This window comes from Clostridium sp. TW13 (assembly GCF_024345225.1).
Classification (GTDB): Bacteria; Bacillota; Clostridia; order Clostridiales; family Clostridiaceae; genus Inconstantimicrobium; species Inconstantimicrobium mannanitabidum.
The window spans coordinates 3058870-3084533 of the sequence record NZ_BROD01000001.1; the positions used below are offsets into that span (position 1 = coordinate 3058870).

The 25664-nt window shown below is 29.8% G+C and carries 18 protein-coding genes; 5 read left to right on the forward strand and 13 right to left on the reverse strand.

From position 1 onward, the window contains the following. Window positions 1–249: 249 nt before the first annotated feature. The 3 genes from OCU47_RS14460 to OCU47_RS14470 all read right to left on the reverse strand — a co-directional run bounded on the left by OCU47_RS14460 (window position 250) and on the right by OCU47_RS14470 (window position 3689). Window positions 250–1113, reverse strand: coding sequence for an EamA family transporter (locus OCU47_RS14460; protein WP_261830636.1), 864 nt, complete (start codon window positions 1111–1113; stop codon window positions 250–252). Between the two features lie 93 nt (window positions 1114–1206). After that, window positions 1207–1650, reverse strand: a complete 444-nt coding sequence (locus OCU47_RS14465; protein ID WP_261829315.1) for a helix-turn-helix domain-containing protein — start codon at window positions 1648–1650, stop codon at window positions 1207–1209. Window positions 1651–2423: 773 nt separating this feature from the next. Further along, window positions 2424–3689 carry a cation:dicarboxylate symporter family transporter gene (locus OCU47_RS14470; RefSeq protein ID WP_261829316.1) on the reverse strand — a complete coding sequence of 422 codons (1266 nt, stop codon included), beginning with the start codon at window positions 3687–3689 and terminating at the stop codon, window positions 2424–2426. Window positions 3690–4180: 491 nt separating this feature from the next. Here OCU47_RS14470 and OCU47_RS14475 point away from each other — a divergent pair, with 491 nt between their 5' ends. The 4 genes from OCU47_RS14475 (at window position 4181) to OCU47_RS14490 (ending at window position 8761) form a co-directional block, all read left to right on the forward strand. Continuing rightward, complete coding sequence (locus tag OCU47_RS14475) at window positions 4181–5158, forward strand: DUF4855 domain-containing protein (RefSeq protein ID WP_261829317.1); 978 nt, start codon at window positions 4181–4183, stop codon at window positions 5156–5158. A 259-nt stretch (window positions 5159–5417) separates the two neighbouring features. Then, window positions 5418–6221, forward strand: coding sequence for a hypothetical protein (locus OCU47_RS14480; RefSeq protein WP_261829318.1), 804 nt, complete (start codon window positions 5418–5420; stop codon window positions 6219–6221). Window positions 6222–6232: 11 nt separating this feature from the next. Next, complete coding sequence (locus OCU47_RS14485; RefSeq protein ID WP_261829319.1) at window positions 6233–7351, forward strand: ATP-binding protein; 1119 nt, start codon at window positions 6233–6235, stop codon at window positions 7349–7351. Window positions 7352–7357: 6 nt separating this feature from the next. After that, the gene (locus tag OCU47_RS14490) at window positions 7358–8761 is read left to right on the forward strand and encodes a vWA domain-containing protein (protein WP_261829320.1); all 1404 of its coding nucleotides are present in this window, start codon (window positions 7358–7360) and stop codon (window positions 8759–8761) included. Between the two features lie 72 nt (window positions 8762–8833). Here the strand turns inward: OCU47_RS14490 and OCU47_RS14495 are convergent, their stop codons facing one another. The 6 genes from OCU47_RS14495 to OCU47_RS14520 form a co-directional block, all read right to left on the reverse strand. Next, complete coding sequence (locus OCU47_RS14495) at window positions 8834–10492, reverse strand: hypothetical protein (protein WP_261829321.1); 1659 nt, start codon at window positions 10490–10492, stop codon at window positions 8834–8836. 2 nt (window positions 10493–10494) lie between these two features. Further along, window positions 10495–11280 (reverse strand): ABC transporter ATP-binding protein, encoded by a 786-nt coding sequence (locus OCU47_RS14500; protein ID WP_261829322.1) that lies wholly within the window; start codon window positions 11278–11280, stop codon window positions 10495–10497. A 205-nt stretch (window positions 11281–11485) separates the two neighbouring features. Then, window positions 11486–14887 (reverse strand): glycosyl hydrolase 53 family protein, encoded by a 3402-nt coding sequence (locus tag OCU47_RS14505; RefSeq protein ID WP_261829323.1) that lies wholly within the window; start codon window positions 14885–14887, stop codon window positions 11486–11488. A 315-nt stretch (window positions 14888–15202) separates the two neighbouring features. Then, window positions 15203–15889 (reverse strand): hypothetical protein, encoded by a 687-nt coding sequence (locus tag OCU47_RS14510; RefSeq protein WP_261829324.1) that lies wholly within the window; start codon window positions 15887–15889, stop codon window positions 15203–15205. A 218-nt stretch (window positions 15890–16107) separates the two neighbouring features. Then, complete coding sequence (locus OCU47_RS14515) at window positions 16108–18690, reverse strand: Ig-like domain-containing protein (protein ID WP_261829325.1); 2583 nt, start codon at window positions 18688–18690, stop codon at window positions 16108–16110. Between the two features lie 34 nt (window positions 18691–18724). Continuing rightward, complete coding sequence (locus tag OCU47_RS14520) at window positions 18725–19381, reverse strand: hypothetical protein (RefSeq protein ID WP_261829326.1); 657 nt, start codon at window positions 19379–19381, stop codon at window positions 18725–18727. A 283-nt stretch (window positions 19382–19664) separates the two neighbouring features. Between OCU47_RS14520 and OCU47_RS14525 the strand changes: the two genes are divergently transcribed. Continuing rightward, window positions 19665–21089: a DUF4317 domain-containing protein gene (locus tag OCU47_RS14525; RefSeq protein WP_261829327.1), complete on the forward strand. Its 1425-nt coding sequence runs from the start codon at window positions 19665–19667 to the stop codon at window positions 21087–21089. A gap of 139 nt (window positions 21090–21228) precedes the next feature. Here OCU47_RS14525 and OCU47_RS14530 read toward each other — a convergent pair whose 3' ends face one another. The 4 genes from OCU47_RS14530 to OCU47_RS14545 all read right to left on the reverse strand — a co-directional run bounded on the left by OCU47_RS14530 (window position 21229) and on the right by OCU47_RS14545 (window position 25643). Continuing rightward, a complete protein-coding gene (locus tag OCU47_RS14530) occupies window positions 21229–23121 on the reverse strand; it encodes a serine/threonine-protein kinase (RefSeq protein WP_261829328.1) in 1893 nt (630 codons plus the stop codon). Window positions 23122–23132: 11 nt separating this feature from the next. Further along, complete coding sequence (locus OCU47_RS14535) at window positions 23133–24029, reverse strand: WYL domain-containing protein (protein ID WP_261829329.1); 897 nt, start codon at window positions 24027–24029, stop codon at window positions 23133–23135. Beyond that, window positions 24022–25194, reverse strand: coding sequence for a WYL domain-containing protein (locus OCU47_RS14540; protein WP_261829330.1), 1173 nt, complete (start codon window positions 25192–25194; stop codon window positions 24022–24024). Before OCU47_RS14540 ends, OCU47_RS14535 begins: the two co-directional genes overlap by 8 nt. Before the next feature lie 140 nt (window positions 25195–25334). Further along, window positions 25335–25643 carry a hypothetical protein gene (locus OCU47_RS14545; RefSeq protein WP_261829331.1) on the reverse strand — a complete coding sequence of 103 codons (309 nt, stop codon included), beginning with the start codon at window positions 25641–25643 and terminating at the stop codon, window positions 25335–25337. Between the last annotated feature and the right edge of the window lie 21 nt (window positions 25644–25664).

Consider the following 25664-nt stretch of genomic DNA (forward strand, 5'->3'; position numbering starts at 1 on the left):
AAATCCGACATTTTCATAGATTCACTAAGAAAGACTAAAAGAAAGTTGATTGTCTTATTATCTATACATTGATATAATTTTTTTATTAAGTGAAACTTAATTCAGGTGTGGTGTATCTCCATCTAAATCTTATTTGAACTTATCCAGGATTCTAGCTATCTGATAAATAAATTAAGCTGAACTCTGTTTTTAACTACAGAATTCAGCTTTTAACTATATACAATACTTTATTATCAATAATATATTTTATTATTTTATCAAAAGTAATAATGTACCTGTAACTATTATTAGTAGTCCCAGAAAAGATTTTTTCGTAATTTTTTCTCTTAAAATAACGTATGAAAATAAAATTGAAATAACAATACTCAATTTATCTATAGGTACAACTATACTTGCTAATCCTTTTTGTAACGCCCTATAATAACAAAGCCATGAAGTTCCTGTTGTAATCCCTGAAAAACAAATAAATATCCAGCTTTTTTTATCAATGCCTTTAAGTTCATTTTGCTTTTTGGAAACAAGGACTACCACCCATGCCATAATTAATACAACAATTGTTCTAATTGCAGTTCCTAAATTTGACTCCACTCCACTGATTCCCACTTTCCCAAGAATTGAAGTTAAACTTGCAAATATGGCTGATAGCATAGCATAAAATAACCATCTATTATCTCTAATTTCTTTGATTTCTACCTTTCTCTTCGTTATCATCATATATGTACCTATTCCTATTAAGCACATGCCAATAAATTTTATCCAAGTAATTGATTCCCCTAAAAGGATAAATGCTAAAAGCATAGTCAATACTGTACTAGATTTATCAATTGGTGTTACTTTATTTACATCCCCCAGCTGTAGAGCCTTAAAATAACAAAGCCAAGAACCACCTGTTGCCATACCAGATAATATTAGAAACATTAAGTTTTGTCCACTTATTTGATGAATCATATTTTCGGAACCAACAATAAAAACAATAATCCATGAAAAAATTAATATTATAATAGTCCTAATTGCAGTGGCTAGATTAGAGTCTACATTTCTTACTCCAATCTTAGCCAGAATAGCTGTAATACCAGCAAAAAATGCTGAACCAAATGCTAATAATACCCACATTAAAGTTTCCTTCTTCCTATCTATTCTTATTTCTATTTTTCTGCCTTCCCTCTGCATTGATCTATACTCTGTCCATATTGCAAAAGTAAAATGCTATTTTTGATTCATATCAATTTTATATTGCTCTCTCTGTGGCCAATATATCTTGAATTCAAGTTTTTCAATATCCCTTTGTTGTTTATAACTCATCCTTAAACTAGCATCTTCAGGAATACTTACATCCTTATTAAGTTCTTTTAAAACAAACTTTATATTATTAGCACTTTTTATATTTGATAAATGTAAACAGATATTATCTAATAGTTGCTGAGACTTACCAGATTCATCTACAGAAATCTGATATATTTCTGCTTTATTAATATAGTTACATGAATCACCACAAGATAACCAACTTATTAGAGCCTCTTTACAAAATCTCCATTCCCTGCCTATCTTTCTAGCTGGTATGTGTTCCTCTCTAAGTAGTTTTATTAACGTCTTTTCGCTTACGCCTAAAAATTCTGCTGCTTGTTCAACATTCAATATATTACTATCCATGATATTTCACCTCATGTATATTATAACAATTATTCTTTTTTAAAATCAATATATAAATGAATATAATATACTTTTAGCAGTATATAATATAACTTTAACAGTACTTAAGAGTTAATTACCTTTTTACATCTCAACTTTACAATAAAAACACATAATTATGCACATACAACATTAATATCAAACGCTATTCTTAGTTTTAATTTAAGATAAAAAATGATGTTTAATTTGAAAAATAATATTGAAACTAGATATTTATCCGATAGCTAGCATCCGTAACACTCCAACTTCTTTAAGTTGGAGATAACGGCTGCACGCTCCTGGATAAGTTCAACTAAGATTCACTTGATAAACATACTCACTAACAATATATTTAAAAGTATGTATATAGAAGTGTTCCACTTAAATGTTGGTAAGAATTTTGTCGAATCCTTGTAACTTGTCCACCAACATTATTATGGAATAGTCACATACAGACTGTACATATAATACTCCTCGCATAATCCAAATTTACATAATAAATTTTTACACAGGCAATAGATACATCTGCATTAAACCCTAAAAATTTTATCCAAGCTATATATAAAAAATTACTACGCAAGTTTTCCAACATAGTAAAGATAGTAATAATAATTCTAACCTATAAATATAAAAACACGGCAACACATTTCTGCATTGCCGTGGATAACACCTACATATAGATCGCTACTTTTGAAATCTATCAGTATTAAATTTATTGGTAGATGATTTTCATTTTTTTATTTAATTAATACTAATTATGCTGCCTTCTCAATAGACTTAACATATTCATTTCCTTTTTCAGCATTATATTGTCCTTCCCATTTAGAAATAACAACAACTGCTAATGAATTTCCGACTACATTGACAACAGTTCTTCCCATATCCATGATACGATCTATCCCTGCAATAAAAGCAATTCCCTCTACTGGAATACCAACAGAACCTAAAGTTGCTAATAAAACTACAAAAGATGTTCCTGGCACTGCAGCCATACCTTTTGATGTAACCATTAATACAAGCATTAAATTAATTTGTGTTAGAATTGGTAAATGAATTCCATACATTTGTGCAATGAAAAGTGATGCTATGGCTTGATATAACACTGATCCATCTAGGTTAAAAGAATAACCTGTTGGAATAACAAAGGATGTAATTGATTTTGGACAGCCGAAGTTCTGCATTTTCTCCATAAGCTTTGGTAAAACTGCTTCAGAACTTGCTGTAGTATATGCAAGAATAAGCTCATCCTTTAAAATTTTAATGATTGATAATATATTTATTCCACATACCTTTCCAACCAATGCAAGTACAACAAATATAAAGAAAATCATAGCGCCATAAACAGTTATAACTAACTTTGCTAATGGAATTAAAGAAGCTAGTCCAAATTTTGAAACTGTTACTCCAATTAATCCAAACACTCCAAGTGGAGCAACCTTCATAACCTGATTTGTTACCCAAAACATTGCATCAGCTATACCTTGAAATAAAGTAAGAACAGGCTTACCTTTTTCTCCGATTGCTGCAACTCCCAATCCAAACATAATTGAGAAAAATATAATAGCAAGTAAATCACCTTTAGCAAGTGATTCAAAAATATTAGTTGGAACTATATTTTTAATTGTATCCATAAAGCCATGCTTAGCTGCAGTTTCAGCTGTGCTTACATATTTATCGATGCTGACTGCTGAAAGTTCATGAATATTTACACCAGTTCCTGGATGCACTAAATTAGCTATCACCAAACCTAATATAATAGCAAAAGTAGTTATTAACTCAAAATAAAGAAGTGTTTTTCCTCCTATTTTCCCTACTTGCTTAATGTCGCCAACACCTGCAACTCCAACAACAAGTGATGAAAATACTATAGGAACTACTATCATTTTAATTAATCTTATAAAAATATCACCTAATGATTGTAAATATGTTCCTGCCACTGTATTACCATAGAAAACAGCTCCTACTATAATTCCTAGCACAAGGCCAAGAACTATTTGAAATGCTAATCCAAATTTTTTCATTTGATATCCCCCTCTAATAATTTAAAGTTTTATCCTCCTCTAAGTTCCCCTAGAATACATTTATGAATGATTATTTCTATATAAAGTCATAAATCTGAAAAATTATGGTTTTCTATTTAGATTAAATATTATCATTGCTTCAATTTCCCACTGTTTTCTATGAAATCAGCTTTATTCAGAGCAATTTTAAATATATCCTATAAAAACCTATCAACAGCATATATTGTAGCATAAAAAATCCAATTATGCTTTTTTTGCAATATTATGAATATTGCAGTTTTTCATTCTATACAAAATTTGCATAAGATATTTGATATGCAAATTTAGTTTTCTAAATTATCAAAATGAATTTTATTTTTAATTCATTGCAATATATGGAAAATAATGCAATAATTATATATGGGATTTTAATACACTATTATCCATTAATATTGTATGACTTCCACGAAATATTTATTGGCAAGCAAAAATTAAGGAGGATTAAATTTATTATGAAAACAATTAACAAAAAATTTCTCACTATTTTCTTTGTATTAACATTACTGCTTACAGGACTTAGCTGTAAAAAAGCTTTTGCTTCAACAGGAGCTCCAAAAATGATTACTCTTACAGTTGGTCAATGTGACTCATTTACAGATGCTGACTGGCAGGCACTTAGAAATTCAAATTGTACTGATTTTGTTATAATCCCTGCTCTCGCAGGAAATTACAACAGTGACGAAGCTGGCTATGAAAACCAACTTGCTCCTAAAGTAATAAATGCAATAAATAAATTAGCAACTACTATGTCTTGGGCAAACATATGGATTGGTACTCCTGGTATTGGTTACTCTAATTGCAGTATAGCCTCATCTAGCTTAAATCCATTTTACAACTATATTACTTATGTAAAAAACCAAATTAGCTCTTCTATATGGAATAATAATGTAAGAGGTATTTACATGAATGAAGAATCAGTATATGGTTCTGTAGATTATAGTAATCTTGGCAGTAATTCAACAATAAAACTTATGAATGACCTTTCCTATAGAGTTCATAATTATTTAGGGAAAAGCTTTTTGTGGATACCTTACTATGGCTACGGTTCATCCCCTGCTACAATCATAAAAAATATAGGTTATGTTGCAGACAGAACTTCTATTTTCGACTATGTAATAATTCAACCTCATTACTATTTCGACAGTACTGTACAATCAAATCTAGCTGGTGTATATTATAGTGTTCAAAACCAAGCAATTTGCTATAGAAATGGTGTAGCAGTTACTCAAAAGACATCAAACACAATTATTGGTGTGGAAATGGAATCAGATTGGCACATTCTTTCACCTAACTCTTATTCAGATTTCCTAGGACGTTATAATGAATATGTGTCAGAATTTTCTACATTTGCAGGAGTATACCCACTTGCATTTTATTGGGATACTAATTTACAAAAATCATTAAATGAAAGAATCAATCCTTTTTATTAAAAACATTTTTACAATAACAAAAACATTTATAGTTAACTATAAATCTGACTATATATTTTCCATTTGATTTCTTCATTCTAAAAACCACTTTTTAGTGGTTTTTTTGCATTTTAATAAACAACATTTTAACAGCATTTATATCTCCTTCTCGTATACAGTGGTATAATTATTTTGTTTAGATTGACTTACAAAAAGATATTTTTTATAATAGATAATAATTATTATATAATAGAAATATTCACATGAAGAAAGGACTATCATGGATAATTCAAAACTTATTGAAATGATAAAGATTAATCCCAATGCTATAGCAACTATAAATAATCCTACACATGAGATGAAGCTATTAGCAGTGAAAAAAAATGGACTTACTCTAAAATATATAAATAATCCAACTAAAGAAATGCAAGAAATAGCTATACATAATAATCCGCGTGCTATTGAATTTATTAACAACCCCACAGAAGATATTATGATACAGTCTATAAATTATGGGTGGACTAACTTAGAATATATTAAGAATCCAACTGATGCAGTAATCAAGCTAGCCTTAAATCAATCTGGCTGGGCTATTAAATATATTCATAATCCAAGTGAAGAATTGCAATTATTAGCTGTAAGAAAAAATTACGATTCTATAAAATTTATAAAAGAACCTCTTGAAGGAGTGCAAGAGGAAGCTGTGAAAATAAGTTATGATGCATTAAGATATATAAATTCACCTACTCCTAATGCTGAACTTATAGCCATAAAAAATAATGAAAGAGCTATTAAATTTATAGAGCATTTAGATAAGAATAAAATTCTAGAATTTTTAAAGATAAATATTTTAGTGATGAAATATATCACAGAAGAGTTATCTAAAAACGATTTAGAAGAAGTATTAAAAGAACAATTATCAAAGGAAGATGTTGGAGAAAAATATGTTAAAGACTTTTTAAACTATAGCACTCTAGATAATAATAGTGACATCTTGCCACCAGATAAAGTAATGTTTATTTATAAATATGGAAGTAAAAGAGCAAAGAAAATAACCGTAGACGAAAAGCTTAAGATTATCTAGGAGGGAAACACATGAATTTTATAGACACACTGAAAAGTGTTGATTTGGTGCTATCAACTGGAGAAGTACCTTTAATAGTTGGCGAAAGTGGTATAGGTAAAACAGCTTTAGCAAAAGAAATTGCTGAAGAAAATAGTTGGAGTTTAGTTGTTATTGATGGAAACCTCCTTAAAGAAGGTGAAATAGGTGGGCTTCCAACTGTAGAATCATATTTTGAAGTTGATAATAATGGAACTAAGATAGAGAAAAAAAGCACAGTATATGCTGTTCATAATAAACTAAGAGAGATTGATAAAGCAATATCTGAAGGAAAGACAGTGCTTTTATTTATAGATGAAATAAATCGTTGTGAGCATACAGTACAACAGGAGCTTATGAATTTAATATTGAACCGAGAAATTAACGGATATAAGTTACATGAAGAAGTGAAAATTTTAGCAGCCATGAATCCTTCAAATAAATATGGCTCTGACTTTGATTACCAAGTTGTAGATATGGATGCAGCTCAAGAAAATAGATTTGTGTGGTTATACATGGAACCTGACTATATACAATGGTTGGATTGGGCAATGGAAACAGCTATTGACCCAAAAGTTATAGAGTTTATTTCAACCTTCCCAGAATATTTGAATAAAATAAATGAAGATGATGTAAGAGCCACTCCAAGAAGCTACGAAAGAATATCTAAAATATTCAAAACTTATAAGGAGAAAAAAGATTCAATACCTAGATCTGTATTTTTAAATGTTATAAAAGGAAATGTAGGAAAACTTATTGCTGAAGAATTTGTTAACTTTGTTGAATCAGATTACAGTCCTCTAATATCTTATGAGGATGTTTTTTTAGAAAATGCTCTTTCTGAATCTATTATAGAGAGGATAAAAACTGAAAGCCATACAAGGCTATATCTATCTGCAAAGAATATTTTAAAAAATTTAGAATTAAATATAAACAAATGTCCTGCTTGCTATATAGATAGACTCATTGAATTTTTGAAGGTATATCCTGTAGATTTAATGATGGGGATTATGAAGGATATTAAAAACAGTTATCCTGAGGTATACAAACTTGCTATAGAAAATGAAGCTTTTGTAGAATCATATTTTGAAGCTTACAATTCCATAAGGTGATAATATATGAAAACTTATTTTAATAATCAAGTAAATGGCCTTTATGAAAATGCAAATAAGATTGTTAACATCTTTTTAGATGCAAGTTATAGAGATAAAAACGTAAAGTTAGATATCCCTGAAGATTTTACACAAGAATTTTTTAGCATAGTAGATAAAGTTAGTTTAAGTCTTATGGATGACAAGGATAATTTCTATGGATATTTTTTATTCCAAATGTCCAGAGAAATAAAGTTCGATATAGGAAGTCCCACTGCTGTAAACTTTAAAGAAGCTAAATATGTTATATATTTTAATCCCTTAATCTTTTTAAAGCTTAATATAAAACAAATGGAAAGTACAATTAAGCACGAAATACTCCATATAATATCTATGCATTTAATAAGAGCGAAGGAATTTAAAAACGGCTACAGCACATTGGCTATCAACATGGCAATGGATATAGTTGTAAACAAATATTTAAATAACCTCCCACCATATGCAACTACTTTGGAATGGGTAAATTTAAACTATTCTTTAAAACTCTTGCCATACGAACCCTTTGAATACTATGTTGAAAATATTCAAACAGCATTAAACTTATTAGAAGAAGATAAGGATGGCGTTGAAGATGATAGCAATAACGATAACGAAATAGAAACTGATTATAATCCTGAGAAAACTCATGATATTTGGCAAACTTCTAATGATATAGATGAAAAAACACTTCATGAATTTACTGAAAAAGCCATTAATAATTCTCAAAAAGGAACTATCCCAGTTTACTTAGAAAGTATGATAGCATCACTAAAAAATAGCAAAGGTGAATTGCCTTGGAATCTATATCTTAACAGGTTAATGGGTACTATAGAAAGTAATAAAAAGAAAACTGTAACAAGAAGAAACAGAAGACAACCAGATAGATTAGATTTAAGAGGCGAACTTAGAAGTCATAAAGCCAAAATTGCTGTTGCACTCGACATAAGTGGCAGCATTAGTGATGAAGAATTTAAGCAGGCAATTAAAGAAGTTCTGAATATAGTAAAAAACTATAACCATGAAATCACAATCATAGAATGCGATACCGAAATCAGACGTGCATATAAGGTTAAATCTACAAAAGATATAAAAGACAGACTTAATATAAGAGGTGGCACTAAATTTACTCCTGTTTTTGAGTATGCTAATAATAACAGCATCAATTTGCTAGTGTATTTTACTGATGGTAAAGGTGAAGATAAGCTTAAAATAATACCTCATGGGTATAAAACCCTATGGGTTATTTCTGGAAGAGGCGATAAACTTTCATTAAAAGAGCCTTATGGAGCAGTTAAAAAACTCAGCAATGTTGAAATAAAAGATACTTCACTAGATTTAAGTGATGTTGTAAGAGATGGATTTTCAATGAATAACCAAGAAAGAATTTTATAAATACTATCGTTTATATCTTTTTATATAAAAGTAGCTAGTAGAACTTAATGCATCTTACTAGCTACTTATATTTTATTCTTTTATATCCTTCCAAGTTATTTTGAAGCTTTTTCTCCAAATAACTATATCGATCACTAAAAGAAGCAATGCAAACACTCCAAGTAACATAATATTATTTATAAGTAATATGTGTATTCCTGCTAATACTCCTATAAGAATGAATATAAATATAGTTGGACCTACTAGTTTGCCACTATCAGTGGTAGCAAATTTTACACTGAAAGGCATTGCCTTATTTGACATTTTAAAATACAGCAATGTTGACATTAAAAGCACTAAAAAAATTACAATTAAATCAAAAATTATTGATGGTCCTTTTAATATTAAGAATACTACAGCTACAAATAAATAAATTGGTATAATCAATTTGAATAAAGTACCTTTTACTGCTCCCTTTAATATTATTGCTGGATCTTTTATTGGTAATACCTTGTATATAAATGCACCTTTATAACTATCACTGTTACTTATATAAGCAGTACAGCCACATAATATTAATATAGTTATATATGTTAGCAAATGTGCTCTTCCAAAGCAACTTGTCTGAATACTTTCAATTAATGTCTGCTTTCTATCAATAAAAATAAATAATGCTGGTGCAAAAGCAGCCATTGCAAGAGATGGATACACCTTAAGCTTAAAATTTCTTTCTGTAGCTATCATATTTTTAGTAAATATAAACATGCTCCTTTCAACCTTGTCTCTGCAAACTAATCTAGCTATAAACTCTCTCCTTTTTTTACATCCTTGTCCTATTCCACCACCATTATCATTTAATTTTTGAAGATTCTTTTCAAAATAAGGCACTATTCTTTTTGCATAAAATATAATCAATACAATTGGGCCTAATATAGCCATTAGGCATAAAAATATCAAAAAATAATTTTTATCTCCATCTACTAATATTCCAAAAGGAGCTGCAAACCACATAGATGGAACTAATGCATGCCAGACCTTAGGCACATACTCAGTTTTCATACCCTCAAACCTAAAAACTCTACTAAATAACTGGTATCCAAAAGTGAATAGAAATGCCAATAATATTTGAAAATAATTTATTACATCTTTCAGTTTTTCTCCATCAAAAAACTTTAAAACTAAAGTATATAAAAGTGCTGTTATTACTATAACTATCAAAGTTAATAGTATATTCTCTATAACAAAAATAGGGAAGAATATCACTCCATACTTTAATGTTCCAATAATTGTAGGAATTAAATTTAAAGATAAAGATATTCCCATTAGATATATACATATGTGAGTAAGCTTGGCAGCATTAAAAGTCTTACTATCAATAGGTTTTGGTAACAATATGTTTTTTTCCTTTACATCTAGTAGCACTGCTGAGAAATCTGATATCATAAATGATACCATCATAAATAGATTTGCCCCTATCACAATATTTATATTTATAAGTGCTGACATGCCACTTGCTATAATAATTCCAATGAAAATACTTATGAACACATTAAATAAAAGTAAATACATATAACTATTCTTAGATTCATTTTCAGTAGACTTTCTATTATTCACAAAGACACTACTTACTCTTCTTCCATCCATAGTTAACTTTATTTGCAAGATCATACGTAGAATATCATAATCAACCCCTAAGTTTTCATATATTCTTCTAAATCTATCTAGTAACTTTAATATTTTAAATTCCTTCATGACTATACCTCTTCAACTAAAGAAACAAATTCCTTAGCAATGCGTCCATGATCATTAAATCCTGTTATCTGATTGAATATTTCTTCTAAAGAGCTTTCCTTCTTAGCGTTTCTAAGATCTTCAAAGCTTCCATCTGCTTCAATTTCCCCATTATTAATAAGTACAATCCTGTCACTTACTTTCTCAACAACATCCATTATATGTGAAGAATAAAATATAGTTTTTCCATCTTTAGAAAGATTGCTCATCACTTCTTTAAATATCATTACACTATTAGCATCCAACCCACTTAAAGGCTCATCAAAAAATAAAATATCTGGATTATGAATTAGGCTACATATTATAAGAAACTTTTGCTTCATTCCTTTTGAATAAGAAGATATTCTTGAGTATATAGCTCCTTCAATTCCAAATAACTTCATTAGCTTTTCAGCTCTTTCAATAAGCTTTCCTTGCTCTAACTCATAAATTCCACCTAAAAAACTTATATACTCAAATGCAGTTAAATTCTCATATATATCTGCAAGTTCTGGAACATATCCAATTTTCTTTTTGTACTCTACACTACCATTACTTATATCTTGACCTAATATTTCTACCTTTCCTTCATACCCCTCTAATATACCAAGCATTATTTTAATAGTTGTACTTTTACCAGCACCGTTAGTTCCTATATATCCTATTATCTGTCCTCTTGGAATTTCTAAATTTATTCCTTTAAGTACATTCTTATCACCATAACTCATCCTAAGATTTTTAATTGATATTATACTTTCTAAATTATCCATAAACTTCAGCTCCCCAAAAACATAAAATGTGCATACTTGATATTTTATTTCTACACAAATATACACTAATAGCATAACAAATAAATGTTCATATGTAAATTAATAACACCCGTAACCTATCTATCAATTTAACTCTTTTTCATTCTGAATAATAAAGAAAAAAGTAGCAGAACACTTTAAGCATTCTACTACTCACTTTCAAATCTTATTTTTTCTTTCTTATCATGCCAACTCCAGCTAAGCTAATTAAAGCACCAAAACCTAATATACATGCAGAATCTGCTCCACCTGTCTTTGGTAATGTTATAGTTTGACTTGATTGTTTTTTCTCACTAGTAACTACTGATTGTATTGGCTTGCTTGGTTGCACTTGGCTACTTGGCTTTGTTGGCTGTGCCTTTTCCTTTACGCTAACATTGCAGTTTGCTGTGACACCATTATTTGTAGTTGCAGTTATTACTGCATTTCCAGCTTCAACAGCAGTTATCTTACCATTGCTATCTACTGTAACTACTTTATTATTACTTGATGCCCATTTTACAACCTTGTTTGTTGCATTACTTGGATTTACAGTTACACTTAAAGTATCTGTTTCACCTACTATTAATGTATCTGTTGTTTTATTTAGACTTACTGATAATACATTAATTATTGGAATACTTACATTAACGGTACATGAAGCTGTTTTGCTTCCATCTAGTGTTGTTGCTGTTACTACTGCTGTTCCAACTCCCACTGCTGTAACTTTTCCATTGGCATCTACTTTTGCTACTTCTGCATTACTTGATTTCCATGTTACGTTTTTATTGGTTGCATTACTTGGATTCACAGTTGCTACTAATGTATCTGTTCCCCCTACGTTTAATGAATCTGTTGTTTTATTTAGGCTTACTGATACTACCTTTGTAACATCCACTGTAAAATTTACTGTATATGTTTTTGTTGTTATTCCATCTTCTGCCGTTACAACAATCTTTGTAGTGCCAGGAAGATTCAAAGCTGGTGTTACTATTACCTTTGCTTTGCCTGTATCCTTAACTGTAGCAAGAACCTCTGGTGCAGATGTAGTGCCACTTGGAAGCTTTACATTGTATGTTGTGGTGTCCGGATTAAAATTACTTACAGTTTGCCCACCAATTTTCAAATTGCTTAAGGTTGCATCTGTATTCTTTGGAATTACTGTACTTGTTTGTACCAATTCAAAGTCATCATATGATCCCCAGTATCCAGCTGGAGCATTTAGATATGATCCAATAGTAATTGTTCCATCAGTAACAATAATATCTTTAATTACTGATTGTGACCACACAGCCCAACCTGTATTTTTTATATCAGCTGATAATCTATTTCCCTTTGAATCTTCTGCAAATATTTGATTTGTGCAACTATCTGAAGCTCCTTGAGACCATGCTGATAGAGTATAAACTCCATTCTTAAGTCCTGTTATTTTTTGTGAAGCTTTTAGTTCATAAGCTGTGCCCTTCCAATAGCCTAATGCTTTTGCCCCTGAATGCTTGTCATTACTAAGACTTACTGCACTAGAATCAGATATTGTCCAATTGTCAAAGCTTGATTCAAATCCTGGATTCTGAACAGGGTTAGTTGTTTCTACTGTAAAATTGATTGAATAAACTTTTGTTGCAGTACCCTCATTGACAGTTACTGTTGTATGTCCAGGCAAAGCAAATGCTGGTGTTACCACTGTAGTTGCAGATGGATAAAGTGATGCTGCTGTTACTGTTGGAACAGCTGTTGTTCCTGCAGGTAGAACTACATCATAGCTAGTTACATTCGAATCAAAATTCTTAATTGTTACTCCATTTACTTGTAAGTCTTTTAAAGAAGTACTGTCATTCTTCACTAGCACAAAATCATCAATATTACCCCATTGGCCGCCATTGTCATTCATCTTCACATTGGCACCAATGGTGATTTTTCCGTCAGTTACTTCTATATTATTAACTATTGATTGATTCCAAACATTCCAACCAGTATTGGTAAATGCTTGAGAGGATCTTTGTCCAGCTCCATTTACAGCAAAGATTTCTGAAAGTTTTTCTCCACCTCCACCTGAAGTCCATGCAGATAATTTATACCAACCATTTTCTAAACCAGTTATTGTCTGTGTAGCTTCAAAGTCTCCATTATAATAATGAAGTGCCTTTCCGCCTGTATGAGCATCTTTGTCTATAGTAACTGAAGCTGTATTTCCAGCTACAGTCCAATCTTCTTTATCAAGCTCGAACCCTGGATTTTTTATAAGATTTGAACTTGCAACTACTGTCACTTGGCAGGTAGCTGTTTTATGTTGATCATAACTTGTCGCAGTTATAGTCGCAATTCCTGATGCTAAACCTGTAACTACTCCAGTTGAAGCATTTACCTTTGCTACCTTTTCATCTGAAGATGAGAAAATAACTCCTTTATATGTTGCATTTGATGGTGCAAGAGTTGCATTTAAAGTCACTGTATTTCCAACTTCCACAGTTGCATTTGACTTATCCAGTGCTATCCCTGTTACTGGATATGGATCTAGCTCTGCTTCACCAGGTAAAAAAGCATCAAGAGCCTTGGTTGGTTGTCCATCAGTAGATTTCCCATCATTTCCATTCCATGCAGACCAACTATATCCGCTCCAGCTTTTAGCCCCTTCTGGCTCCCAATAAAATACACCTATTCCTTTACCATTAGGAACTGCTGCTACCTTATTCTCAACAGCCACAACCATATTGTGAACGTTTACCTCATCAACAGAACAATCTCCTCCAACTTCTACTACCATTACTTCTTTTCCATATCTAGATGCCATATCATTTAAGTTATTTCCAAGCTCATCAATACTAGATGTATAATCCTTTTCGGGATAATAAGATACTCCTATTACATCATATTTTGTTCCATTTGCTTGAAGTGTGTCAAAGAAATTTCTAAAATTAGCATTATCGTATCCATTTGCTCTATGAATAATAACCTTTGATGCTGGGCTAACAGCTTTAACTGCATCATAACCTGAATTTATAAGTTGCGCCAAATTACTTGGGTTATTAAAACTTCCCATAGGAAGAAGCATTCCCGGATTAATTTCATTTCCTACTTGAACCCATTCTGGAGTCACACCTGCATCTTTTAGCTTTGTCATTACATCATGTGTATAATTATATAAATCAGTTTTCATCTGATCTAAGGTGTCATTCTTCCACGCTGCAGGAATATTTTGTTGACTAGGATCTGCCCAACTATCACTATAATGAAAGTCTATCATAATCTTGAAACCCATATTTTTTGCACGTACGGCCATATCAACAGTCTCCTGAGCACTACAATGACCAGCTTGTGGATCATTTGATGGATTAACCCAAGTTCTTAATCTTATCGAATCTATTCCATGTTCCTTTAAAATCTGAAGACAATCCTTCTTATTGCCATTGTCATCTTTAAAAGTAAACCCACCTGCTTCCATCTGTGGCAACCAGCCTACATCTGCACCCTTAGCGAAGTTAACGTTTACTTCAGAGGCCTTAGCAACCATAGGTTTGCCCATAATTGCAACTTGAGAAATCATTGCAACAGACGTTATTAAGGAAATTATCTTTTTAATCTTTTTCATGATATTAACATCCCCCTATCTTCTTATATACTTATTAATTATATAAAATCTGATATGGTATATTATTAGCAATATATTTATTTTGGGGTAAAATATTATGTTTTATATCGTTTTCATTAATTAAATTTTTCCTAACTCTGAAACTACTTACATTTTATACACATGCTTCTTCCCTGACAAATGTATTAGTGCTACATCTACGGAAGGAATAAAAAATATATGCGCAATATCATATCTATGCAATGCTTAATCTATATCTACACACAAAAACTCCACAACAATACTCAATTAGTATTGTTGTGGAGTTAATTCATATTAGTTAGAAGCACTAGGCATTACTATATTAAATTTCTTATTATAATTAGAGTAATCAGTATTCATTTCTATACTAGTCCCTTCACTACTTGCTTTTAAATTAGCTTTTTGAAGATACCCATCATCACCTATAACAAACTCTATTTTCAAGCTATCTATAGTCATATTAGATGCATCTCCTGTTACTTTTGAATATATATCTGATATTTTTTCCTTAGGTATATTTAATTCATAGGTACTGCTATTTATTTTAGTTACTATGTTTGGGTTTTTTTCAATCATTTGAACGTAATTATCTAAATTTTTAGTTACATCAATTTCATTAAGTTCAGAAGAATCTGCAGAATTAGTAACGTATTGACCTGATTCATCCTTTAAATACACCTTTACTTTACCATTAGAAACACTAAAATACATCTCTTGCTTTCTACCAAGCATCTCAATATTAGCCTTACATTTCATATCCTTGTGAATATCCTCAACCTGCATATTTATTTTAGTATTTTGTGTTTGTCCACCCATTTTGGCAGTTCCAGACAAGGTTGCTTCAATGCTGTTAGCGCTCCTTGTAAGATTAAGACATTCAATAACTTTCTTATCTTTTGACTTAAAACAACCTGCTAAAAATAATCCTGTTACCAAAACCATTACTGCAATTATTAAACTTGTAAACTTCTTTATTTTCATTTGTATCCCCCTATTTCTATATAAACCTTATAATATTACAACCATATAAATTAATTGTGATATTATTTCCCATTTGAAATAATATCATAACTATTCATCATTGTAAAACTTTATAAAATTAATTTCTCCCCAAAACTAAATTAGTATTGGGGAGAAGTTAAATTTTAGAGAGAAGCATGATACTCACATCACAAATTCTCTATACATATTTATATTTTTTATCTAGTTACAATTACAGTGCATTTTGCAACCTTTTGCCCATCTACTGTTGTCACTGTTATTATTGCTGTTCCTTTTGCCACTGCTTTTATATTTCCATTTTGATCTACAGTAACCACCTTACTATTACTTGATGTCCACTTTACAGCCTTATTTGTCGCATTGCTTGGATTTATTGTTGCTTTTAAAGTATCTGTTCTTCCTACAATTAAAGTATCTGTTGTTTTATTTAAACTTACTGATACTACATTAATAGGATTATTTACTGTGACATTACATTTTGCAACCTTTTGCCCATCTACTGTTGTCACTGTTATTACTGCTGTTCCTTTTCCAACTGCTTTTATATTTCCATTTTGATCTACAGTAACCACCTTAGTATTGCTTGATGTCCATTTTACAGCCTTATTTGTTGCATTGCTTTGATTTATAGTTGCTTTTAAAGTATCTGTTCTTCCTACAATTAAGGTATCTGTTGTTTTATTTAAACTTACTGATACTACATTAATAGGATTATTTACTGTGACATTACATTTTGCAACCTTTTGCCCATCTACTGTTGTCACTGTTATTACTGCTGTTCCTTTTCCAACTGCTTTTATATTTCCATTTTGATCTACAGTAACTACCTTAGTATTGCTTGATGTCCATTTTACAGCACTATTTGTTGCATTACTTGGATTTATAGTTGCTTTTAAAGTATCCGTTCTTCCTACTATTAATGTATCTGCTGTTTTATTTAAACTTACTGATACTACATTAACTATAGGATCATTCACTGTGACATTACATTTTGCAACCTTTTGTCCATCTACTGTAGTTGCTGTTATTACTGCTGTTCCTTTTGCCACTGCTTTTATATTTCCGTTTTGATCTACTGTAACTACCTTAGCATTACTTGATGACCATTTTACAGCACTATTTGTTGCATTACTTGGATTTATAGTTGCTTTTAAAGTATCTGTTCTTCCTACTATTAATGTATCTGTTGTTTTATTTAAACTTACTGATTGTACATTAATTACTGGAATAGTTACATTTACAGTACATGAAGCTGTTTTGTTTCCATCCACTGTTGTTGCTGTTATTACTGCTATTCCTGCTCCTACTGCTGTAACTTTTCCATTTACATCTACTTTTGCTATTGTTGTATTACTTGATTTCCATGTTACACTTTTATTTGTTGCATTACTTGGTAATACAGTTGCCACTAAAGAATCTGTTGCTCCTACTTTTAATGAATCTGCTGTTTTATTTAAATTTACTGATTGTACATTAATTACTGGAATAGTTACATTTACAGTACATGAAGCTGTTTTGTTTCCATCCACTGTTGTTGCTGTTATTACTGCTGTTCCTGCTCCTACTGCTGTAACTTTTCCATTTGCATCTACTTTTGCAATTGCTGTATTACTTGACTTCCATGTTACACTTTTATTTGTTGCATTACTTGGTAATACAGTTGCCACTAAAGAATCTGTTGCTCCTACTTTTAATGAATCTGCTGTTTTATTTAAATTTACTGATTGTACATTAACTACTGGAATAGTTACATTTACAGTACATGAAGCTGTTTTGTTTCCATCTACTGTTGTCACCGTTATTATAGCTGTTCCTTTTGCCAATGCTTTTATATTTCCATTTTGATCTACTTGTACTACTGATGCATTACTAGTGGTCCATTTTACAGCCTTATTTGTTGCATTACTTGGATTTACTGTTGCTTTTAAAGTATCTGTTCTTCCTACTATTAAGGTATCTGTTGTTATATTTAAACTTACTGATTGTACGTTAACTAAATCTATAATGTTAACCTTATAAATCTGAGCAAAATTAGATTGATAATAGTATTTTTTATTATTAGCCTTATCTTTAACACTAATAAAGTCAAATACCCATTCTCCTGATGCCATATCTGAAGTAATAGTAATTGATCCCTTTAACTTTTTACTAGTAACATCATAGAATAATAATGCTGCCTTTGATACATTCGATATACTATGTTTTATATATACAGCTGTATAAGCATCTCCAGTGTTTATTCCTGATTCTGTATCCTGCGCATCTACTTCAATATCTAATCTTTCTCCTACTTTTAATTGTGTGGCTGACCACCTCATACCTGTAACTACTGGTGGTGTTACATCTGAAGTACCTCCTATAATATTAACCTTATAAGTCTGAGGAAAATCATGTTGATAATAGTACTTTTCATTATTAGCTTTATCCTTAACGCTAATAAAGTCAAATACCCATTCTCCTGATGCCATATCTGAAGTAATAGTAATTGATCCTTTTAACTTTTTACTAGTAACATCATAGAATAATAATGCTGCCTTTGATACATTCGATATACTATGTTTTATATATACAGCTGTATAAGCATCTCCAGTGTTTATTCCTGATTCTGTATCCTGCGCATCTACTTCAATATCTAATCTTTCTCCTACCTTCAATTGTGTGGCTGACCACTTCATACCTGTAACTACTGGTGGTGTTACATCTGAATTTGCCTTAACAGAAATAACATTACTTGCTACTAAAAAAAATACAACAAAAAAGCTTATAATTTTCTTGTACATCCTTCTTCCCCCTAACATATTTACGAAATTATCTTTATTTATTAACTTTTCTAAACTCTTTTTTAAAATTTACTTTATGTGAAACAATCTTAATCTTTTCTAGCAACTCAGGACTATCTACAACAGTTCCTATATCCCTATACTCTGACAAATGAGTCCCATTTAAATAAATATTAGGGGTTACATCAAAACCATCATTAAGTTCTCTAACAGCAGAAAGCAATTCTTTACTTATGTAGTTTTTATTTTCTATAAACTTTTGCTTATACACACACTTATTTTTCATGTAAGTTAGTATAGTCATTCTGCATGTCCTAGATATAGAAATAAAATTTTGTTCTTCATAAGGAGCTGTCAATGCACATTCAGATGCTAAAATAACTTCTTTAAATCCAAGCATCTTTCCTAATTCATCCAAAGCCCTTCTTTCTATATCAGTTACATCATCTGGCATAATTATAAATGCCATGCTACCCAATAATAATTGCTTAAAATTGCTGCCATTGTTTAAGATATTTTTTATACTAAGATTTAACTCCTTAATAATCTTCTCATCATCAAATATATAATGATAAAATGGCACATTAGGATATGTAGTTAGATTATCTAATGAATATTCTACAGTTTTATCATTTGCATCTGTTTTAACATAAATCACATTATCTCGAAAAAGCATATAATATCTTTGCATTACTTCCACCTCAATATTTCTTTTTATTAGACTTCATACCATATATAGTCAATATAGTTCATATTATACTTCTACAAATAGAGCTTGTACAGAATTATAAGTATACATTTTTAATTTATTTAGTTCTTGCAGAGCTAGTAATTGACCACTATACTAATATTTAGATAGTAAATTTTAATACTATTCAAATTCAATAGTACAACCTAGTTATCTGAATTATAAATAGCTTACCACATCACAATTGTGTGAAAAATAAAAAACTCATGAAATGAGAGGAATATATATGAGAAAGAAAGATATTTTAGAATTAAAGAAACGTTTGAAAAAAGATGATTGTACATTCACTAAAATGTGTGGCTGCTACGTAGATGGGCAAAAAAATATTGTATTAAAAATTAAAGAGACTTTTCTAAATCTAAGAGAAGAAGAATTCTTTAAGTATTTAGAAATTGCAAAAAAAACTTTATCAGGCACAGTGGGAAATAACCTGCTTGAACTTAATTTTCCTATTGATGAAGAGAATGTTGGAGGAAGACAACTATCTCTAATGAGACTAAAGCAAAGCAAATTAAAGGACGATGAGATGCTTGATAACTTCTATAATCTGATTATAGATAGTTATGATTATACAGGTAACTTTCTAATTCTTATTTTTCACGATGCTTATGATGTTATCACAAAAACCACAGATAATTTAAAAATAGATGAATCAGAAGAAGTATATGAATACCTACTATGCGCAATATGTCCAGTATCACTTGCAAAACCAGCTCTTGGATATCTTGAAGATGAACATCGAATTGGTGCTCGTATTAGAGATTGGATAGTAGGAACCCCTGATATCGGATTTGTATTTCCAGCTTTCATAGATCGCAGCAGTGACATTCATTCTGTTATATACTATACAAAGGATGCAAAGGATCCTCATCCAGAATTTATGGAACAAGCTTTAGGATGTACCTCAAAACAAACTGCTACTGAACAAAAAGAAAAATTTCAAACTATTATTCGTAAAGCACTTGGTAGTGATGATGAAAAATCTGAGCATTTGTTTATGGAAATTCAAGAAACTCTTAACACTATAGTAGATGACCATACTACTGTTAATGGTAAGAATGCTGAACCTATAATTTTGAGCAATGATAATATTCAAGATATTTTAATTGAAAGTGGAATTCCTGAAGAAATTACTGCAAAAATAGAAAAATCCTACACAGAAGAATTTGGTGATACTCCTCCTGTAGCAGAAAACTTAATAGATAAAAAAGTACTTGCTGCAAATGAGCAGAGAAAAAAAGAGAAGAGTCTTGAAAAGAAAGTAAAAATACTTGAAGAAAAACTTGAAAATACAAAAAAGGCTGCTGAATCAGAAAAAGAAACCACTTTAGCACCAGATAATGATATAGTATTAGAAGCTGCATCTGATATTAACCTAGAATCACCTTCAGATGCTGAAATAGAACCTAACACTAATATAGACTCACATTCTGGCTCTGAAATTGAAGATAATAATGATTTGAACTCAAATTCTAATTCTAAAATATCACCTGATGAAAATGCTACCTCAAATTATGATATTGTGCTTCAAGTAAAACCTCAAAAAATACCTCAAATAAAATCTCAAATAATTGATGGAAAAAGATGCATTGTTATTCCTATTGAAGAAAATGAACAAGCCAATGTAAATGGGGTTACTACCTTAATTTAGTTATAACCATAAAAACTACAAATATATTTTTAACGTTAAGAAGTCAATTAAAAAAGCTAATATCCATATATAATTAAGGATATTAGCTTTACTATTTATCTTTTTATTAATATTTTTATCTTACAACTTCTTTTGACACCTATTTAGCCTTAATCTCAATCTTGTTTTTCATACTATCAGGTCCCATACACCAAATTTGATCTAGTTTAAAAGTAAGAGAATTAGATTCACTATAGTTAGTTAAATAAAATGAAAAATCTCTACTTTCCCCTGGCGCTAAAATAAATTGACCATCTCCCTTTTCTAAATGCTTATAAGTGTCTATAGCAAATCTTTTACCATTTTCATTCATCATATAAATTCCATTTGGCCAGAAACGTATTTCTTTACTATAGTTGCTAGTAATACTTACATTTACTGTAATATCCTTACCATCAATCTCATAATTACTTAACTTTGCTACTAACTTTCCATTAAATGTACTAGCTGATTTATTAACTGATTGAATGTTAGATTCTTTTTTATCATTCTCATCCTTATTACTAATATTATCATTACTATTTTTTTGAATGCTAGATGTATCTTTTGTATTATTACTACTATTTGATTTATCACTTTCTTGGTTTTTATCGCTTTTATTACCATTCAATTCTATACTTGCATTATTTGAGTTATTTTTATCAGTAGTTAAAGTTCTATATATCCCAATACTTCCGCCTGCAACTAATACCAAACCTATAATTATACTTGCTGCTATTATCACCACTTTATTTTTACTTATATCTTTTGCCTTTATCAATGGATTCTTGCCAATTTCGACTCTTATTAAATCTTCTTTCAAATCTTTCACAGAAGCATATCTGTTACTTTTATTATAAGCCATTGCCTTTTCAATTATATTAATTATTCCTTTATCTGTACTTTTTCTAAATCTTTGCTCCTGTGAAACTATAGGATCCTCACCTTCGCTAATATAATATAATGTGGCTCCTAATGAATAGATGTCATTGTCACTTGAATCTATCTCTCCCCTTAATTGTTCCGGAGATGAATAAACGTATGTACCTGAATATCCACTTGTTGATTTTAAACTATTATTAGCATCATAGGATACTCCAAAATCAATTAATGATACTTTATTATAATTGTCAAGCAATATATTGCTTGGTTTTAAATCATTATAAATTACATTTTTCTCATGCAAATACTCTATAATATCACATAATTGCTTACCTATATCTATTAATACTTTTAAAGAAGGTACTCCTATTTTATTAATAAATTCTTCTAAATTTGTACCTTCTACATATTCCATTACTATATAATGTGTTCTGTTTTCTGCTATAACATCATAAATATTAGGAATTCCTTTATGCTTCAAGGAAACTAAAATTTTCTTTTCATTTTCAATAATATCTGAGTCAACCGTATTGTGCTTAATCTCCTTAATAGCTACATTTATGCCCAATCTTTTATGGTAAGCTTTAAATACTCTCCCCGAAGCCCCTTCTCCTATAAACTCATCTAAAGCAACTGATTCATCAATAACATCTCCAACTTCAGACTTAAGCTTATCCACTGCTACTACTATATCTTCTCTCTCTAAAAAGCCTAAACAACTCAATATTTCTCCATATACAGCTAAAGCCTCTTCTGTTTTATTATAATCTACTAGTTCATCAATAATGGTTTTAGTGCTATGTGCAACTACATTTCTATAATACTTAATTCTTTTTAATCTACTAATTAAATTATCAGGTACTATCTTTCCATGTTCTCTTGTCATAATTAACTTGTCTATAATTCCATAATACCTTCCGTCTTCATCTCTACTTGGAATATTTCCATTTTCATCTTTTAGTACATTATCAATTACATATTCTATTAATCCCTGAGCATCTAATATTGTCCTACTATAATAGGTAGAATTCTTATTTTTATTAAGCCTCTTATTTAATTCAATCCACTTTTTTAACACTGTTTCTTTATCACTATACTTATTTAAACTTTTTTCATATAATTCTTTGCCCATTATTTTCTCCCCTAATCCTTATAATATCTTAATGCTTTTTTAACAGCATCAATGATTTCATCCCTTAGTTCCTTTGGCTCTAGTACTATAGCTGAACTTCCAAAGCTTCTTAACCACTGTTTAAAGCTATTAATTCCTATAACCTCATCACAATATATAAAATAATCATCATAATCATCTATGGTTTTATATATTCGTCTTTGTAGATCTCTTTTGACCTTTTCTTCAACATTAGCCTCTTTTAAAAATTTCACCTTAACCTTTACTCTATCACCTGACTCCATTCCCCATATATTAGCTAAATATTTATCAAAATCAATGTTTAGCTTGTCCTTAAATTTTTCATTAGTAATATTTATTTCTATAAGTCTTTCCAAATTATAAGTCATAAGCTTATTATTGTATTGACCTAATAAATAAAACTTATTTTCAAATTCATAATATACTAAAGCTAATGGCTCAATTTTCATTTCATAAACTTCATTTTTATTATTTTTATATTTTGCATTAATAATTTTTCTCTCATATATAGCTATCCCTATTAGCGGAATATCTTTTTCATACTCATTTGTACCATATAGTTTACCAATAATAACATCTAACTTATTGTTCTTAGATGAACTAATTATCATATCAAAAATACTTTTCTCAAATGTATCTAAACACATAATATAAACATCCTCAAATTCATCAAGATGACTATCTATCCTCCATACACCATCTTCTTCATAAGGCTGATACTTAAAATATATTTCTGGGTTATTAGAAATTTGATTCAAATTACTTCTAATGATATCTTTAGGCAATTTTGTTATCTCATGCAAACTCTCAATTGTACATCCATCTTCATTTCTATTAGCAATAATAGCTATAATATTTAATAAATCATTATGTTCATTATTACTCATCTGAATTCACTCCGTAATTTTCAAGTATTCTTTCATATGTATTTTTCATTATATTCTTTAGCTCTACAGGTTCAATCACTCTACATGAATATCCAAATCTTCTTAAATAATTAGCAAAATCATACAAACCACAAATTTCATCTTCATAAATCAATTTATTATCTAAAGCTATTAATTTACTATTATATCTACTCTTACTAAGTCTCTGTAATTTATCATTAATATTAAACACATTATCAAACTCAACTTTTACTTTATATGGAGTTGATAAAGAAGCTTGGAACATTAATTTTACTTTATCAACTACTTCTTTATCTTTAAAAAAATAATTTTTTTCTTCTATTTCTTGAATGTCAGTTATAGTATCAGTGTTTATTAAAATTGTATTACCGCCATTTTTACAAATAATATAGATTTTATCTTTATCCCAACTATAGTAGAATGTGCAAACTTCTATAATTGCGCATAAGCTTCCAATTTGGGATTTATATTCAATCTTAAGCTTTTTATGTTTATAATCATATTTATTAATTTTTTCGAAAAAATTTTTAAAATTATTACGTTGGTACTCTCTTCCTAAACTAAAAACAGAATATTCCCAACCTTTATAATCACACTGTACTGCAACCTTTTCTTTTAGCTTCTTAGTTTGAATAAAAAATGGGGTTGATGTATTATATGCTTCACACTTATCAACAAATTTAGAAATATCCTCATATGAAATACTATACAAATTACTAATATTTAATAATAATCTGTATTTTTCATCTTCTAATTTAATTATTTTTTTATCTTCACATTTTTTTATAGCTCTTATTAAAGTTTTTTCACTTACTGCTTCTTCATCACAAAAGCTGTTTCTAATTTCATTAACCAACTGCTTTCTATTAAAAATCCCATCATTAATACCAACTATAGTCAGTATTTCTATCTCTCTAATAACATCTTTATCTATAACTTTGGCTTGTGATTCATCTATACTTCCTAATGAATATATTCCTTTTTCACAATTAATGTTAAAACCGTACTCTTTCAAATATCTAATATAATTTTTAGCGTTTCTTTCCTTAACATCCAATAAAATTTGTATATCGTTTAAAGTTAGTTTTGAATTCTTTTTAAATTGTTCTAAAATTTTGTTTATATTTCTTTCTTTTAAACTCATATACACCTCAATTTTTCATATTTCTTCTTTAAATTATATCAAATTTCGAGCTTAAAAAACACTTATTAGTATACTTTGTGAAAACTTTGTCTTAATAGACAGTTTCTATATAAAAATAAAAAGATACTCTTCCGAGTATCTTAAAACATCCCATTATTGAATGAATTTCCCTGCATCATATCATGTCCACCCAATTCAAATGGTGTTACGCTTTTCAATGATTCTTCAATAAACTGATGATCTTGCTGTCTTTGCATTTCTTCTACAAACTGTTGAGATTGCTGTCTTTGTACTTCTTCATTAAATAATCTAAATTGCTCTTCATTTTGATTAGTATAACTTTCATAGTCACATTGGTTATATGACTGTGATTTCACTGAAACTGCCTCGAGTCCACTTACAACTAAACTTATTCCTACAAGTATCATAATTACAAATACAATTAACATGCTCCTACTCTCCTTTAATCA